This window comes from Arthrobacter sp. CAN_C5, from assembly GCF_017875735.1.
Taxonomy (GTDB): Bacteria; Actinomycetota; Actinomycetes; order Actinomycetales; family Micrococcaceae; genus Arthrobacter_D.
On record NZ_JAGGMZ010000001.1, the window covers coordinates 3,650,814 to 3,664,331 of the forward strand.

The 13,518-nt window shown below is 65.8% G+C and carries 13 protein-coding genes, 1 pseudogene and 1 riboswitch; of the genes and pseudogenes, 10 read left to right on the plus strand and 4 right to left on the minus strand.

The annotated features are described in order from the left end of the window. The first annotated feature begins 141 nt into the window (after nt 1-141). From H4V95_RS17005 to H4V95_RS17040, 8 genes are all read left to right on the plus strand, one after another. Nucleotides 142-1,176 carry an aliphatic sulfonate ABC transporter substrate-binding protein gene (locus tag H4V95_RS17005; RefSeq protein ID WP_209731152.1) on the plus strand — a complete coding sequence of 345 codons (1,035 nt, stop codon included), beginning with the start codon at nt 142-144 and terminating at the stop codon, nt 1,174-1,176. Next, nucleotides 1,173-2,087 (plus strand): ABC transporter permease, encoded by a 915-nt coding sequence (locus H4V95_RS17010; RefSeq protein ID WP_209731153.1) that lies wholly within the window; start codon nt 1,173-1,175, stop codon nt 2,085-2,087. Before H4V95_RS17005 ends, H4V95_RS17010 begins: the two co-directional genes overlap by 4 nt. Beyond that, entirely contained in the window at nt 2,078-4,054 is a 1,977-nt protein-coding gene (gene acs, locus H4V95_RS17015; RefSeq protein WP_196867160.1) for an acetate--CoA ligase, read from the plus strand. The genes H4V95_RS17010 and acs overlap by 10 nt, the downstream gene beginning before the upstream one ends. 163 nt (nt 4,055-4,217) lie before the next feature. Further along, on the plus strand, nt 4,218-4,913 hold the full coding sequence (locus H4V95_RS17020; protein WP_196867120.1) for a hypothetical protein: 696 nt from the start codon (nt 4,218-4,220) through the stop codon (nt 4,911-4,913). 75 nt (nt 4,914-4,988) lie between these two features. Beyond that, nucleotides 4,989-5,093: riboswitch (SAM riboswitch) on the plus strand. Nucleotides 5,094-5,099: 6 nt separating this feature from the next. Then, nucleotides 5,100-6,257, plus strand: coding sequence for a dimethylsulfone monooxygenase SfnG (gene sfnG / locus H4V95_RS17025; protein ID WP_196867119.1), 1,158 nt, complete (start codon nt 5,100-5,102; stop codon nt 6,255-6,257). After that, complete coding sequence (locus H4V95_RS17030) at nt 6,257-7,591, plus strand: O-acetylhomoserine aminocarboxypropyltransferase/cysteine synthase family protein (protein ID WP_196867118.1); 1,335 nt, start codon at nt 6,257-6,259, stop codon at nt 7,589-7,591. Before sfnG ends, H4V95_RS17030 begins: the two co-directional genes overlap by 1 nt. Further along, nucleotides 7,588-8,091, plus strand: a complete 504-nt coding sequence (locus tag H4V95_RS17035) for a CoA-binding protein (protein WP_209731154.1) — start codon at nt 7,588-7,590, stop codon at nt 8,089-8,091. Before H4V95_RS17030 ends, H4V95_RS17035 begins: the two co-directional genes overlap by 4 nt. A gap of 194 nt (nt 8,092-8,285) precedes the next feature. After that, the gene (locus tag H4V95_RS17040; RefSeq protein ID WP_209731155.1) at nt 8,286-8,564 is read left to right on the plus strand and encodes a hypothetical protein; all 279 of its coding nucleotides are present in this window, start codon (nt 8,286-8,288) and stop codon (nt 8,562-8,564) included. A 136-nt stretch (nt 8,565-8,700) separates the two neighbouring features. Here the strand turns inward: H4V95_RS17040 and H4V95_RS17045 are convergent. After that, nucleotides 8,701-8,994, minus strand: a pseudogene (locus H4V95_RS17045) (ribulokinase); the annotation flags it as partial. 44 nt (nt 8,995-9,038) lie between these two features. Continuing rightward, entirely contained in the window at nt 9,039-9,845 is an 807-nt protein-coding gene (locus H4V95_RS17050) for a carbon-nitrogen hydrolase family protein (RefSeq protein ID WP_196867115.1), read from the minus strand. 72 nt (nt 9,846-9,917) lie between these two features. Here H4V95_RS17050 and H4V95_RS17055 point away from each other — a divergent pair, with 72 nt between their 5' ends. Together H4V95_RS17055 and H4V95_RS17060 are read left to right on the plus strand one after the other, a co-directional pair. Next, nucleotides 9,918-10,412 carry a DUF427 domain-containing protein gene (locus H4V95_RS17055; RefSeq protein WP_209731156.1) on the plus strand — a complete coding sequence of 165 codons (495 nt, stop codon included), beginning with the start codon at nt 9,918-9,920 and terminating at the stop codon, nt 10,410-10,412. Between the two features lie 108 nt (nt 10,413-10,520). After that, complete coding sequence (locus H4V95_RS17060) at nt 10,521-11,297, plus strand: SurA N-terminal domain-containing protein (protein ID WP_209731157.1); 777 nt, start codon at nt 10,521-10,523, stop codon at nt 11,295-11,297. 30 nt (nt 11,298-11,327) lie between these two features. On the opposite strand, the gene H4V95_RS17065 is transcribed toward H4V95_RS17060, so the two are convergent. Together H4V95_RS17065 and H4V95_RS17070 are read right to left on the minus strand one after the other, a co-directional pair. Continuing rightward, the gene (locus H4V95_RS17065; protein WP_209731158.1) at nt 11,328-13,109 is read right to left on the minus strand and encodes a GGDEF and EAL domain-containing protein; all 1,782 of its coding nucleotides are present in this window, start codon (nt 13,107-13,109) and stop codon (nt 11,328-11,330) included. 136 nt (nt 13,110-13,245) lie between these two features. After that, the gene (locus H4V95_RS17070) at nt 13,246-13,512 is read right to left on the minus strand and encodes a DUF3253 domain-containing protein (protein ID WP_209731159.1); all 267 of its coding nucleotides are present in this window, start codon (nt 13,510-13,512) and stop codon (nt 13,246-13,248) included. Nucleotides 13,513-13,518: the final 6 nt, after the last annotated feature.

Genomic DNA, 13,518 nt, shown 5'->3' on the forward strand with positions numbered 1-13,518 from the left:
TCCTTCTTCCGCGGCCACCCACCTCCCGGCGCTGCAGTAGTTTCCTGCACCCCCGGCACCCGCGCCACACCCAGTACCACCCAGTTTTTTCCCATTCCCACCCACCCCGTCCCCCACGACGTGTCTCACCAAAGGACCCCCATGAACCGCCACCCATCGCACCTCCCCCGCCGCACCGCCCTGGGCGCGGCCTCCCTCGCCGTCGTCGCCTCCTTCGCCCTGACCGGGTGCATGGCCGGCGAGGACGCCGCCGGTCCGGCGGGCGGGGAACTGAACATCGACTTTGCTACCTACAACCCCCTGTCCCTGGTCATCAAGGAACAGGGCTGGCTCGAGGCTGAACTGGCCGAGGAGAACGTCACCGTCAACTGGATCCAGTCCGCCGGGTCCAACAAAGCCAACGAGGCCCTGCGTGCCGGGGCGATCGACGTCGGGTCCACCGCCGGCTCGGCCGCGTTGCTCGCCCGTTCCAACGGCTCACCCATCAAGACCATCGACATCTACTCCCAGCCGGAATGGTCTGCCCTGGTAACCAACGCGGATTCCGGGATCGAGGAAATCGGGGACCTGCGCGGCAAGTCAATCGCCGCCACCAAAGGGACTGACCCGTACTTCTTCCTGTTGCAGGCCCTGGAGGCCGGCGGGGTAGATCCCTCCGAGGTGACGGTGCAGAACCTGCAGCACGCCGATGGGCGGGCTGCGCTGGCCAACGGGTCGGTCGATGCATGGTCCGGACTCGACCCGATCATGGCCTCCGCCGAGCAGGATGGCGCCACCCTCTTCTTCAGGGACATCGACTTCAATACCTACGGTTTCCTCAACGCCACCGAGGAGTTCATTGAAGAATCCCCCGAACTGGCCCAGACCGTCGTGAATGCCTACGAAAAGGCCCGCGAATGGGCTACCGAGAACCCCGAAGAGACAGCGGAAATCCTCGCCGAAGTCGCTGGAATCGACGTCGAGATCGCCAACGCCGTCATCATCGACCGCACCAACCTGTCCGTCGACCCCGCCCCGGGGGATGCGCAGCGTGCCGTGCTGGAAAAGATCGGGCCGGTATTCGTCGAATCCGGTGATGTTTCCAGCCAGGAACAGGTCGATGAAGCGCTGGACACCCTCTTTGATGACTCCCTGGTGCGCAACGCGGACCCCGCGGCGATTGAGGCCTCCTCATGACCCATCTGGGGAACCCGTACGTGACCGGGAACAGTGTTACGGCAGCGAGCAAGGCCGGTTTAGAGGCCTCAGGCTCCACCGTGACAACGGCAGACGCCACCCAGCCGCAGCCCGAACGGGGTGGGCCGGCACATGGATGGTCCCAGACCGGCCCGCTGCGGCGTGGCTGGGTGCGTCTGCTCCTCGGGTTGCTCCTGCCGGCGCTGATCATCACCGTCTGGCAGCTGAACTCGGTCACCGGCCTGTTCAGCTCCGTCCAGGTCCCGCCGCCGGCTGCGGTGTTCAACGCCGCCGTCGAACTCATTCAGCGCGGCGAGCTGTGGACCCACATCGGTATCTCCACCCAACGGGTGCTGCTGGGCTTCACGTTCGGCGCGGCCCTGGGACTGGTGGTCGGCTCACTGGTGGGGTTGTCCCGGATCGCCGACGCCCTGCTGGCACCGACCATCGGCGCGCTCCGGGCCGTCCCTTCCCTGGCCTGGGTACCGCTGCTGATCCTGTGGATGAAAATCGGTGAAGACTCGAAAATCACCCTGATTCTCATCGGCGCCTTCTTCCCGGTGTTCACCACCGTCTACATTGCGTTGCGCCACGTGGACCGGAACCTGGTCGAAGCTGGCCGGGCGTTCGGCCTCAAGGGCCTGAAGCTGCTGACCACCGTGCAACTCCCGGCGGTGATTCCCGCCGTTTTCTCGGGCCTGCGGCTGGGGCTCGCCCAGGCGTGGCTGTTCCTGGTCGCCGCGGAACTGATTGCCTCCTCCCTGGGGCTCGGCTATCTGCTCAGTGATTCACAGAACAATGGACGGGTGGACAGGATCTTCCTGGCCATCATCCTGCTGGCCATCATTGGCAAGACCACCGACGCCTTGCTGGGGATCGCCGAGAAGTGGGCGGTACGACGATGGGCCTAAGCCTGCAGGACGCCGACCCGCTCACCGAGGCAGAGCATCTCGACTTCTGGGACCGGCAGGCCCGCCGGCTGGATTGGGACACCGAGTGGTCGGCCGTGCACAGCTTCGACCCCGCCCGCCCGCTTCCGGGAGGGGCCGACGGTGGGGACGACGGTGGGGACGACGTCGAACTGACCGTCCCGGTCATCGAATGGTTCGCCGGCGGCCGCCTGAACGTGGCTCACAACTGCGTGGACCGGCACGTCGATGCCGGGTTGGGGAAGAAGGTGGCCCTGCACTTCGAGGGCGAGCCGGGAGACCGGCGCACCGTCACTTACGCGGACCTGCAGGACGAGGTGTCACGGGCCGCCAACGCGCTGCTGTCCCTCGGAGTCGGCAAGGGCGACCGGGTGGTGATCTACCTCCCGGTCCTCGTGGAAACGGTGGTGATCACCCTGGCGTGCGCCCGAATCGGGGCGGTCCACTCGCTGGTGTTCGGCGGTTTCTCGGCCGAAGCCCTCCGTTTCCGCGTCGAAGACACCGGCGCCAAGCTCCTGGTGACCACCGACGGGCAGTATCGTCGCGGCGCTGCGGTCCCCGTGAAGGCCAATGCTGACCAGGCCGTGTCCGGTTCACCCAGCATCGAGCACGTCCTCGTGATCCGCCGCACCGGCGACGACGTCGAGTGGACCGAGGGGCGCGACGTCTGGTGGCACGACGTCGTCGGCTCCGCCTCCCCGCACCACACTCCTGAGGCGTTCGACGCCGAGACCCCCCTGTTTATCATGTACACCTCCGGGACGACCGGTAAGCCCAAGGGTCTGGTCCACACCTCCGGCGGCTACCTCACCCAGGCGTCCTGGAGCTTCGAGTACCTGTTCAGCCACCCCGACCCGGAGCTGCGGGAGCACGACGTCCACTGGTGCACCGCCGACCTGGCCTGGGTCACCGCCCACACCTACGAGATCTACGGTCCGCTCTCCAACGGCGTCACCCAGGTGATCTTCGAGGGCACCCCCAACACGCCGCACCCGGGCCGGCACTTCGAGATCATCGAACGCTACGGCGTCACCAGCTACTACACGGCGCCCACGCTGATCCGGTCGCTGATGGGCTGGTTCCCGGACGGGGTGCCCAACGACTACAACCTGTCCTCGATCCGGCTTCTCGGCACCGTCGGCGAGGCCACCAACCCCGAGGCGTGGCGCTGGTTCAGGGAACACCTCGGGGCGGGCACCGCACCTGTGGTGGACACCTGGTGGCAGTCCGAGACCGGCGCGACCATCCTTTCCCCCCGACCGACCGACCCCTCGTTCAAGCCTGGCTGCGCAACACGTGCGCTGCCCGGTGTCAGCACCCGGATTGTCGACGACGCCGGCCACCCCGTGCCCGTCGGCGAACAAGGCCTGATCGTCGTGGACCGGACCGGACCGGCGATGGCCCGCACCGTGTGGGGCGACCCCCAGCGCTACCTCGATTCCTACTGGCGGAAGTTCGCTGCGCAGGGCTGGTTCCTCGCCGGGGACGGCGCGAGGTACGACGACGACGGCGACACCTGGATCCTCGGGCGGGTGGACGACGTGCTCAACGTGTCAGGGCACCGGCTCTCGACCATCGAGATCGAATCGGCCCTCGTGGCCCACCCCTGGGTGGTCGAGGCCGGTGTCTGCCCTGTTGCTGATCCGCGGACCGGTCACGCAATCGCCGCGTTCGTGGTCCTGTCACCCTCGGAGGGCACCGGTCCCGCCGTCGGGGAGGACGTGGACCGGGTGCTGCGGAACCATGTCGCCGCAGTGATCGGGCCGATCGCGAAACCGACCGCCGTCGTCGTCGTCGACGACGTGCCGAAGACCCGATCCGGGAAGATCATGCGGCGGCTCCTGACCCAGCTGTTCGAGAACACGGCGCTCGGCGACACCACGTCGCTCCAGAACGAGGGGTGCGTGCCCGGCATCGCGGCAGTGCTCGCCGCGCGCCCGGTCCGGTGACCCGCACCTCCTTCCGGTGAGCAACCTGGACATCGGTGATCACCATGTCCCTCACGGATGTCCAGGTTGACCCATCCGGTCCAGGTTGCTCACCCTTCCCGGGCATCGGGCCGCCCCGACGCAGCGTTTGTCGGTTGTTACGCGCGTGTGATCGGGTTGTGCCATGAGCATTGACAAGGATGAACAGAAGCGGCGCGAGGAACGGCTGGCAATTACCCGGATCGTGCTTCGGCCCACCGGAACACCCCTCCCGCTGGCGTTCATGGCGCTGGCAGTGGCGACCATCGGCGTCAGCGCGCTGCAACTGGGGATCATTCCGGCTCAAGAGGAACAGATCGTTGCGCTGGGGATCCTGGTGCTCACGGTACCGCTGCAACTGTTCTCCTCCGTCATTGGCTTCGGCGCCCGTGATCCGATTGCCGGGACAGGGATGGCCATGGTTGCCGGTACCTGGGCGCTGATCGCGGTGGCGATGCTGGTCACCCCGGGGGGCGCATCGATTTCCGCGCTCGGGGTGCTCCTGATTACCGCGGCGGTAGCTATGCTGGCACCGATCCTGGGCGCGAAGGGCAAGCTGGTGGCCGCCGCCGTGCTCGCTGGTTCCGCGCTGCGGTTCGCTTTCACCGGCGTCGCCCACCTGACGGGTGCGGATGGCTGGGAGACCGCCGCCGGGATCTTTGGGTTCGCGCTCGGCGCCCTGGCGATCTACGCAGCGATCGGCTTCGAAACGGAGGAAGCAGGCGGGCCGTTCCATGTCCCGCTGCTGCGCCGCGGATCGGGGACCAAGCCGCTGGCCGACGACATGGGCGAGCAGGTCGAAGGGATAGCCCGGGAGGCGGGCGTCCGCCGCCAGCTGTGAGGTCGCCACTCCGCCAACCACTGCAACGGAGAGCAACAATGTTGGTGCACCGCGATCGTGCTGTCACACTGGTGGGGACCATCCCGAGCGGTTGAGAGATCTGGCTCATTGACACCGCAGCAACCCTGGCCGCTGCCCACGGCAGTGACATTAGGGTGCTAATGCCAGGCACGATGGAGGACAAATATGGCTATTGACCTTTCCCAACCCCTGAAGTTTGCGTACTGGGTTCCCAATGTGAGCGGCGGCCTGGTGGTCTCCACTATTGAGCAGCGCACCGGCTGGGACTTTGAGTACAACAAGAAGCTGGCCCGCATCGCGGAGAACGCTGGGTTCGAGTACGCCCTCTCGCAAACCCGGTATGCGGCAAGCTACGGGGCAGACAAGCAGCACGAGGCGACGGCGTTCTCGCTGGCCCTGCTCGGCGCGACCGAGAAGCTGAAGGTGATTGCCGCCGTCCACCCCGGCATGTGGCAGCCCGGTGTCCTCGCGAAGTTCATCATCACCGCTGATCACATCTCGCAGGGCCGGGCGGCCGTGAACATTGTCTCGGGCTGGTTGAAGAGCGAGTTTACGGGCTTCGGCCTCCCCTGGTTGGAGCACGACGAACGCTACGTCCGCACCGAGGAATTCATCAGAATCCTCCGCGGCCTCTGGACAGAGCAGAACTTCTCGCAGTCCGGCAAGTACTACAACATCACCGACTTCACCCTCAACCCACCACCCGTTGACGTGCCCGGGCGGCCGCACCCGGAGGTCTTCTTCGGTGGGAACTCCACCGCGGCACAGGCCACCGCTGGCCGGGTGGCCGACTGGTACTTCTCCAACGGCAAGGACCTTGAGGGGTTCAAGGAGAACATCGCCGGCGTGCAGGCCTCCGCCGCCGAGGCCGGGCGCAAGCCACGGTTCGGACTCAACGGGTTCGTGATTGCCCGCGACACCGAGAAGGAAGCCCGCGAAACCCTCCGCGAGATTGTGGCCAAGGCACACAAGCCAGCGGTCGAGGGGTTCCGTGGCGCCGTCCAGGAAGCCGGTGCCTCCACCAAGGACGGCAAGGGCATGTGGGCAGATTCCTCCTTTGAGGACCTGATCCAGTACAACGACGGTTTCAAGACCCAGCTGATCGGCACGCCCGAGCAGATTGCCGAGCGGATCGTCGAGTACAAGAAGATCGGCGTCAACCTGATGCTGACCTGCTACCTCCACTTCCAGGAGGAAGTCGAAGCCTTCGGCCAAGACGTCCTCCCCATCGTCCGCGAACTTGAAGCGGACCTCGCCCGCAAAGAGGGCCTGGATTTCATCGTCAACGACGTCACTCACGAGAACATTAAGGCAGGTGTCTAATGGCTGACCGCAGCTTCGGATTCCGTACGCGTGCACTCCATGCAGGGGGCACCCCCGACTCGGCACATGGTGCCCGGGCCGTCCCCATCTACCAGACGACATCGTTCGTGTTCAAGGACACGGCCGACGCCGCAAACCTCTTTGCGCTGCAAAAGTACGGCAACATCTACTCACGGATCGGCAACCCCACGGTCGCGGCCTTCGAGGAGCGGATCGCGTCGCTGGAGGGTGGCATCGGGGCGGTCGCGACGGCGTCGGGCATGAGCGCCGAATTTATCACCTTCGCTGCGCTCTGCCAGGCCGGGGACCATATCGTCGCCGCGTCGCAGCTGTACGGCGGCACCGTCACCCAGCTCGACGTGACGTTGCGCCGGTTTGGCATCGATACCACCTTCGTCCCGGGCACCGACCCAGCCGACTATGCGGCCGCCATCCAGGACAACACGAAGGCCGTCTACGCCGAGGTGATCGCCAACCCATCGGGCGAGGTGGCCGACATTCAGGGGCTGGCGAAGATCGCTCACGACGCCGGTGTGCCGTTGATCATCGACTCCACCCTGAGCACCCCCTACCTGATTCGTCCGATCGAGCACGGCGCCGACATTGTGATCCACTCGGCGACGAAGTTCATCGGCGGGCACGGGACCACCCTGGGCGGCGTCGTCGTCGAGGCCGGCACCTTCAACTGGGGTAACGGCCGGTTCCCCACCATGACCGAACCGGTGCCCTCCTACGGCAACATTCAGTGGTGGGCGAACTTCGGGGAGTACGGGTTCCTGACCAAGCTGCGCACCGAGCAGCTCCGGGACATCGGCCCGTCGCTGTCCCCCATGTCCGCGTTCCAGCTGCTCCAGGGGGTCGAGACGCTGGCCCAGCGGATGGATGAACACCTCTCCAACGCGCAGGCAGTCGCCGAGTGGCTGGAGAACGATCCCCGGGTGGAGTACGTCAACTATGCGGGGCTGCCCTCCCACCGGCACTTCGAGCGGGCCGCCAAGTATTTGCCGCAGGGCCCCGGCTCGGTGTTCAGCTTCGGGGTGAAGGGCGGCCGCGTTGCGGGGCAGACGTTCATCGAGTCGCTGCAGCTGGCCTCCCACCTGGCGAATGTCGGCGACGCACGGACGCTGGTTATCCACCCCGGGTCGACGACGCATCAGCAGCTCTCCGCCGAGCAGCTGGTCACGGCAGGCATCCCCGAGGATCTGGTGAGGATTTCGATCGGCCTGGAGGATCTGGAGGACATCCTGTGGGACCTCGACCAAGCCCTGGACCTCGCTACGGCACCGAACCTGGAGGATAAATTGGACCCGAATGTTGATGGAGTGAAGGCGTGAGCGCTGACCTGGAAACGGCACGTACCTGGGAGGGCCCATCAGCCCCTGAGCGGCTCTCCCTGTTGCGTAATGCCAAGTCGGTGGCGATTGTCGGGGCGTCCGACAAGCCGTCCCGCGCGTCCTACTTCGTGGCGACCTACCTGCAGTCGTCGTCGCCGTACCGCTTGTACTTCGTGAACCCGGTGGCGAAGGAGATCCTGGGCAAGCCCGTGTACGCGTCGCTGGCGGACCTGCCGGAGGTGCCCGACATTGTTGACGTATTCCGGAAGCACGACGACCTGCCAGGTGTCCTCACGGAGGCGAAAGCCGTCGGCGCGAAGACCCTGTGGCTACAGCTCGGTTCCTGGCACGAGGACGTCGCTCACGACGCCGAGGAGGCTGGCCTGAACGTGGTGATGGACCGGTGCATCAAGATTGAACACGCCCGGTTCCACGGCGGGCTGAACCTGGCCGGCTTCAACACCGGCGTGATTTCCTCGAAGCGGCAGGTCACCGCCTAACTCCCGCAAACACGCCGCTAGCTCGGTTAGCGACTCACAGAAACGGCCCCGAGGCCAAGGAACGCCGGTAGGAACCGGTACTCCTTGGCCTTAGGGCCGTTTTTGCGTATCCAGGCTGAACCCGTCGACGTGCTTCAACTAGCCTGATTACCGGAGCGAAAACTACCTTGGCTACCGACGCGAAAGGGCAATCCATGAAGAAGCTCTTACCGATCGCCATTCTGGTGCTTGCCGCCGCGGGGATCACCGTTGGCGTGGTCTTCTCGAACCTTCTCACCGGCCTTGCTTGGGTCGCCCTGGCGCTCGGGCTTTGGGCCTATTCGGCCACCACCGCCGGACGCGCCACACCGGGCGGCGCCAACGCCGGACCAACCGGCACCGGACCAGCCAACGCCGCGAAGGTGTGTCAATACCGTGAGGAACATCCCGACGCCACCATCATGGACGCCGTTCGGGCAACGCGGGCCGGGTAAAACCACTCGACTCCATCCCTCACAGAAACGGCCCTGAGGCCAAGGAACGCCGGTAGGAACCGGCATTCCTTGGCCTCAGGGCCTTTTGTGCGTGGGGTCAGATGCGACCCCAGCTATTTCAGTGCATTCCCGGCGTCCAAAGTTTGACGTAGGCATGCGGCCGGGTCTCAAGACCGGGAAGTTCGTTGAGCGGGCGTGCCGTCGTCGTCGTCGTCGTGCCGTCCGCCGTCGTCATGGTGCAAACGGTGAAGTCGGTGGCGATGCCGATAACGTCGCGGGGGTCGATTCCTGCGGCCCGCACGGCCTCGGGCACTGCGGTGCGGAGCACGTCCACGTAGTTAGGGGGGACCTGGAGCGCCCACTGCGGTGGCAGCCGCTCACCGGCGGCGGCGAGCACCCGATCCATGACCGCGTGCGGGTACTCCAGGACTATCCCACGGCCGCCGTCCCGACGCGGCTACACCGGGATCCGCCTCAGTGGGACTCGACGATCTCCTCGTTGCGAGCGAAGCGGCGGTTCTTCAGGACCGGCAGGAACTCCCGGACGTCGGCGATCCGCCGTCGGGATACGTCAGTGGTCACCACTGACTCATCCTCGTCGGTCAGGAAGACCTGGGGGATGCCCATCGGATCAATGATGGCCGAGTGGCCGATAGTGTGTCCGCTGGAGGTACCGGCAGCAGCGATCCACACGGTGTTCTCGATGGCACGTGCTTTCAGCAGGGTCTCCCAGTGGTCCACCTTGTGATCGCCCTTGAACCAGGCCGCCGGCACCAGGATCAGGTCCGCGCCACGGTCGGCGAGCGCGCGGGCATGTTCGGGGAAGCGGATGTCGTAACAGGTCATCAGCCCGACCGACAGGTCGCCGATCTGGACCACCTTGATGCCGCCGTCGCCCGGTTTGATCCGGGTGGATTCCTGATAGCTGAACGCGTCATAGAGGTGCAGCTTGCGGTACGTATCGACAATCCGGCCGGTGGCATCGACCAGGACGAGCGTGTTGTAGGGGCGATCCTCGCCGCTGGCTTCGTACCCGCCAGCAACCACCGCGATCCCCAGTTCGACGGCCATGAAGGAAAGTTGCTGCACGAACTTGGACCAGTTTTCGTCGACGGCGGCAGCGAGAGACCCTTCCACCTTCCCAATGGAGAACATGGATTCCTCCGGAAAGACGATCAGCTCCGAGGACTCCGAGCGGGCCTGCTCGGAAAGCCTGCGCATGGTCAACAAGTTCTCCGAAACGTCCCCACTCGGGCGGAACTGCCCAACACTGATCTTCATCGTTTCCGCTTTCAGTTAAGAAACAGGTGCCCTCACAGCGTACCGAATGCCGCCAGGTCCTATCGTTGGGTTATGAGACTGCAACGTATTGTCCCTGGCCCTGACCAGGAATCCGTCTGGGACTACCCGCGACCGCCACGGTTGGAAACCACCTCCGAGCGGGTGGTGATCGAGTTTGGTGGGGTGGTCATCGCTGACACCACCAACGCGGTCCGAGTCCTGGAAACCAGCCACCCGCCGGTGTACTACGTGCCGATCTCCGATTTTGAGGGTGGCGCGCTGGTCCCCGCGGAAGGCTCATCCCTGTGTGAGTACAAGGGGATGGCCGCCTATTACGACGTCGTCAGCCGGCGCCACCGGGCACCGCGGGCCGGGTGGACCTATCCCACCCCGACCGCAGGGTTCGAACCCCTACGCACCCGGATAGCCATCTACCCGGGTGCCATGGACAAATGCCTGATCGACGGCGAGGAGGTCCAGGCGCAGGAAGGGGACTTCTACGGTGGCTGGATTACCAAGCGCGTTGTCGGGCCCTTCAAGGGAGCGCCCGGCACCTGGGGGTGGTGAACCGCCGGTGCAGCGTGTCGTTGCGGCGCCGGCCGGGCGACGCCCAGCTAACACCCATTCAAGCCTGATAGCTTCGCAGGTTGATTAACCAACTGGCAGGAGATCGTTGTGCGGAAGAAGTTGTTACTGAGTATTGCTTTGGCCGGGATTGTCTCGGTGGTGTCGGCATGTGGCACCGCGGATGACGGTAGTGAATCGGGATCCGAGACGTCGCAGGCGCCCGCCAATGAGAGCGCGGCACCCGAGGCAGCACCAGAGGTAGCCGACCCTGACCTGGAAGGTGTGCCCGACGTGGTGGCGGTGGTCAACGGGACCGAAATTCCAAAGACCGACTTCGAGTCTGTGTACACCGCCCAGTACGAGACGGCAGCAACACAGTCCCAGATGTCAGGTGAGCCCGTCGATCAGGACGCCCTGAAGAGCCAGACCATCGAGGGCATGATCGGTACCGAACTGCTGATCCAGGAAGCGTCCGAGCGGGGTATCGAGGCAACCGACGAAGCGATCGCCACCGCACTCGACGAGCTCGTTGCGACCTACCAGCTCAGTTCAGCCGACGAGTTCTACGCGACCCTGGCTGAACAGGGCACCGACGAGGAAACCGTCAACGAGCAGCTCGCCACCCAGGTTCAGGTGGAGCAGCTGATAGAGGAAGAGGCTGGCGACACCGCGCCCACCGAGGAGGAGCTCACCGCCGCCTACGACGAGGCAGTGGCACAGCAGGAGGAGCAGAACGCCGCCAGCGAACAGGAACCCGAGATTCCCCCGTTTGAAGAGGTGCGCACCGCTCTCGAGGAGCAGCTCCAGACGCAGAAGCAGTCGGCTGCCGCCGATTCCCTGGTCTCCAGCCTCCGTGAGGCTGCTGATGTGACGGTCAACCTGTAGCCCAGGGACCGTCAGGCGGCGCCAAGGCGATCAGCCCGCGGCGCCGCCGACAGCTTGCACCGGTACGACTGGCTCCATCGCGAACCAGGACGCCAGCTCTTCCGCCGGTAGCGGCCTGGCGTAGTGGTACCCCTGCGCGAGGTCGCAGTCGAGGCCGATCAGGGCCTCTCGTTGCCCCTCGGTCTCGACGCCCTCAGCCACCGCCTTGATACCGACGGCGTGGGCCAACTGCACGCAGCTGGCCACGATTGCCGAGTCGCCACTGTTGATACCCAACCCCGAAACGAAGGATCGGTCGATTTTCAGCTCATCAATGGGGAACTGCCTCAGGTAGGTGAGGCTTGAGTAGCCGGTCCCGAAGTCATCGACAGCCAACCCGACACCGAGTGCCTTCAACGCGCTGAGCGCCCGCAGGGCTGCCTCCGGTCCCACCATCAGCGAGGTCTCGGTCAATTCCAGGGTCAGCAGCGACGGGTCGAAGCCATGGCGGCCCAACACCGAGGCGACCCGTCGTGGCAGTTCCGGGTCGGCCAGCTGACGGGTGGAGAGGTTTACGGCCATCTCCACCGGCCCACGGTTGGGATCCTCGTCGGCCCAGCGCACTGCCTGGGCGACCACCTCGTTGAGCACCCACGCCCCCAGTTCGCGAATCACACCCGACTCCTCCGCGAGGCCGATAAACTCCGACGGCGGCAACAGTCCCCGGCGGGGATGCTCCCACCGGACGAGTGCCTCCACCCCGGTCAGCCGTCCGTCCCGCAGGTTCACCCGGGGCTGGTAGTACACGCGCAACTCGCCATCGCTGATTGCGTGGCGGAGCTCCCCCACGAGCTGCAACCGATCCACCGCGGGATCCGATTGCGAGGGATCGTGCAGTTCCCAGGTGTTCCGCCCGCTGGCCTTTGCCTGGTACATGGCGATGTCGGACCGGCGCAGCAAGCGTTCCGCGGCGTCACCGTCCTCGCAGACCGCCGCACCAATGCTGGCGCTCACCACCACCTCAAGGCCCTCAATCACCAACGGTTCCTGGAGGGCGCCCAGCAGCCGTTCTGCCATTTGACCCACCTCGTCGACCGCGGTCGCGCCGCTGACGGCCGCGACGACGACGAACTCGTCCCCCGACAGCCGGGCGATGCACAGGGGATCACGGGCAGCGACCTGGAGCCGTCGCGCCACCGAGCTGAGTAGTTCGTCGCCCGCGGCATGGCCGAGGCTGTCATTGACCGCCTTGAAATGGTCCAGGTCGACGAAGAACACCACGGTGCGCCGTCCAGGTGCGACGCCGGCGAGAGCGGCATCCAACGCGGTGACCAACGCGGGGCGGTTCAGCAGCCCGGTCAGGGGGTCATGGGATGCAAGACGCCGCATCACTGCCTCGGCCGCGGCGCACCGCGCCTCCGACTCTTCAGCCTGACGCCTCGCTTCGAGAAGGTGTTCTTCGTAGCGGCGCCGCTGGTGCGCCCCGAAGATCCCGACCCGCACCATGGCCGGAGTGCACCCGGACGGGGGCACCCGGGTTGCGGACAGCAGTGCAGCACGCCGCACCCCGTCCCTGCCGATCACCTCCAGCGCCTGTTCCTCGACCGAACCGATCAGGTGCAGCTGCGGGACACAGTGCATGGTGTACAGGAACTGGTCGCTGGCGGGCAGCAACTGGTGCAGCGGTGTTGCGAGCAGGTCCGCGCGGGCGTAACCCGACCAGGAGAGGAAGGTGCCGTTGACGGCGGTGATGGTGCCGTCGTCGTCGGTCAGCAGATACCCACAGGGAGCTTGTTGGAACAACGCCTCGTAGTCCAGCCCGTCGCCGTTCACGGCGAGCGCCGGGGCGCGGGCTGTGCCCGCTCATGAAACGCCATTGCTGCCACCTAGGAAAGCGTGTGCGACGGTCGGTCTGTGGCCGTCGGCTCCTCACTGAACTGTCGGCGGGTACGCTGGAAATGTAAGGGGTCTAAGGGTGCCGGCGCCGAATCCGGATGGGACCCTTGATCGTCGTCGGGTCGATGACCGTCCCGCCCTGGGTGATCTCCACTTCGCCGGCCGCCACCAACCGCCTGGCGGCGTCGCGGGACGCGTCCATCAGGTCCCGCCACTGCCCGTCGGAGACGGCGCGGGCGGCCTCCGACGGGCAGATCGTCGCCTCGGGTGCGCGATCGTCGAGCAACCGCCGGATGGCGGCCTCAAGGAGCTGGCCGGTGCCGGCGCTGGCGGGGTCCACTAGCTG

What these genes read in the sequence shown, in the direction of transcription:
- acs (WP_196867160.1), top strand. Translation starts at nt 2,078, where the DNA reads ATGGGCCTAAGCCTGCAGGACGCCGACCCGCTCACCGAGGCAGAGCAT.
- H4V95_RS17040 (WP_209731155.1), top strand. Translation starts at nt 8,286, where the DNA reads ATGAAGAAGCTCTTACCGATCGCCATTCTGGTGCTTGCCGCCGCGGGG.
- H4V95_RS17020 (WP_196867120.1), top strand. Translation starts at nt 4,218, where the DNA reads ATGAGCATTGACAAGGATGAACAGAAGCGGCGCGAGGAACGGCTGGCA.
- H4V95_RS17055 (WP_209731156.1), top strand. Translation starts at nt 9,918, where the DNA reads ATGAGACTGCAACGTATTGTCCCTGGCCCTGACCAGGAATCCGTCTGG.
- H4V95_RS17010 (WP_209731153.1), top strand. Translation starts at nt 1,173, where the DNA reads ATGACCCATCTGGGGAACCCGTACGTGACCGGGAACAGTGTTACGGCA.
- H4V95_RS17030 (WP_196867118.1), top strand. Translation starts at nt 6,257, where the DNA reads ATGGCTGACCGCAGCTTCGGATTCCGTACGCGTGCACTCCATGCAGGG.
- H4V95_RS17005 (WP_209731152.1), top strand. Translation starts at nt 142, where the DNA reads ATGAACCGCCACCCATCGCACCTCCCCCGCCGCACCGCCCTGGGCGCG.
- H4V95_RS17050 (WP_196867115.1), bottom strand. Translation starts at nt 9,845, where the DNA reads ATGAAGATCAGTGTTGGGCAGTTCCGCCCGAGTGGGGACGTTTCGGAG.
- sfnG (WP_196867119.1), top strand. Translation starts at nt 5,100, where the DNA reads ATGGCTATTGACCTTTCCCAACCCCTGAAGTTTGCGTACTGGGTTCCC.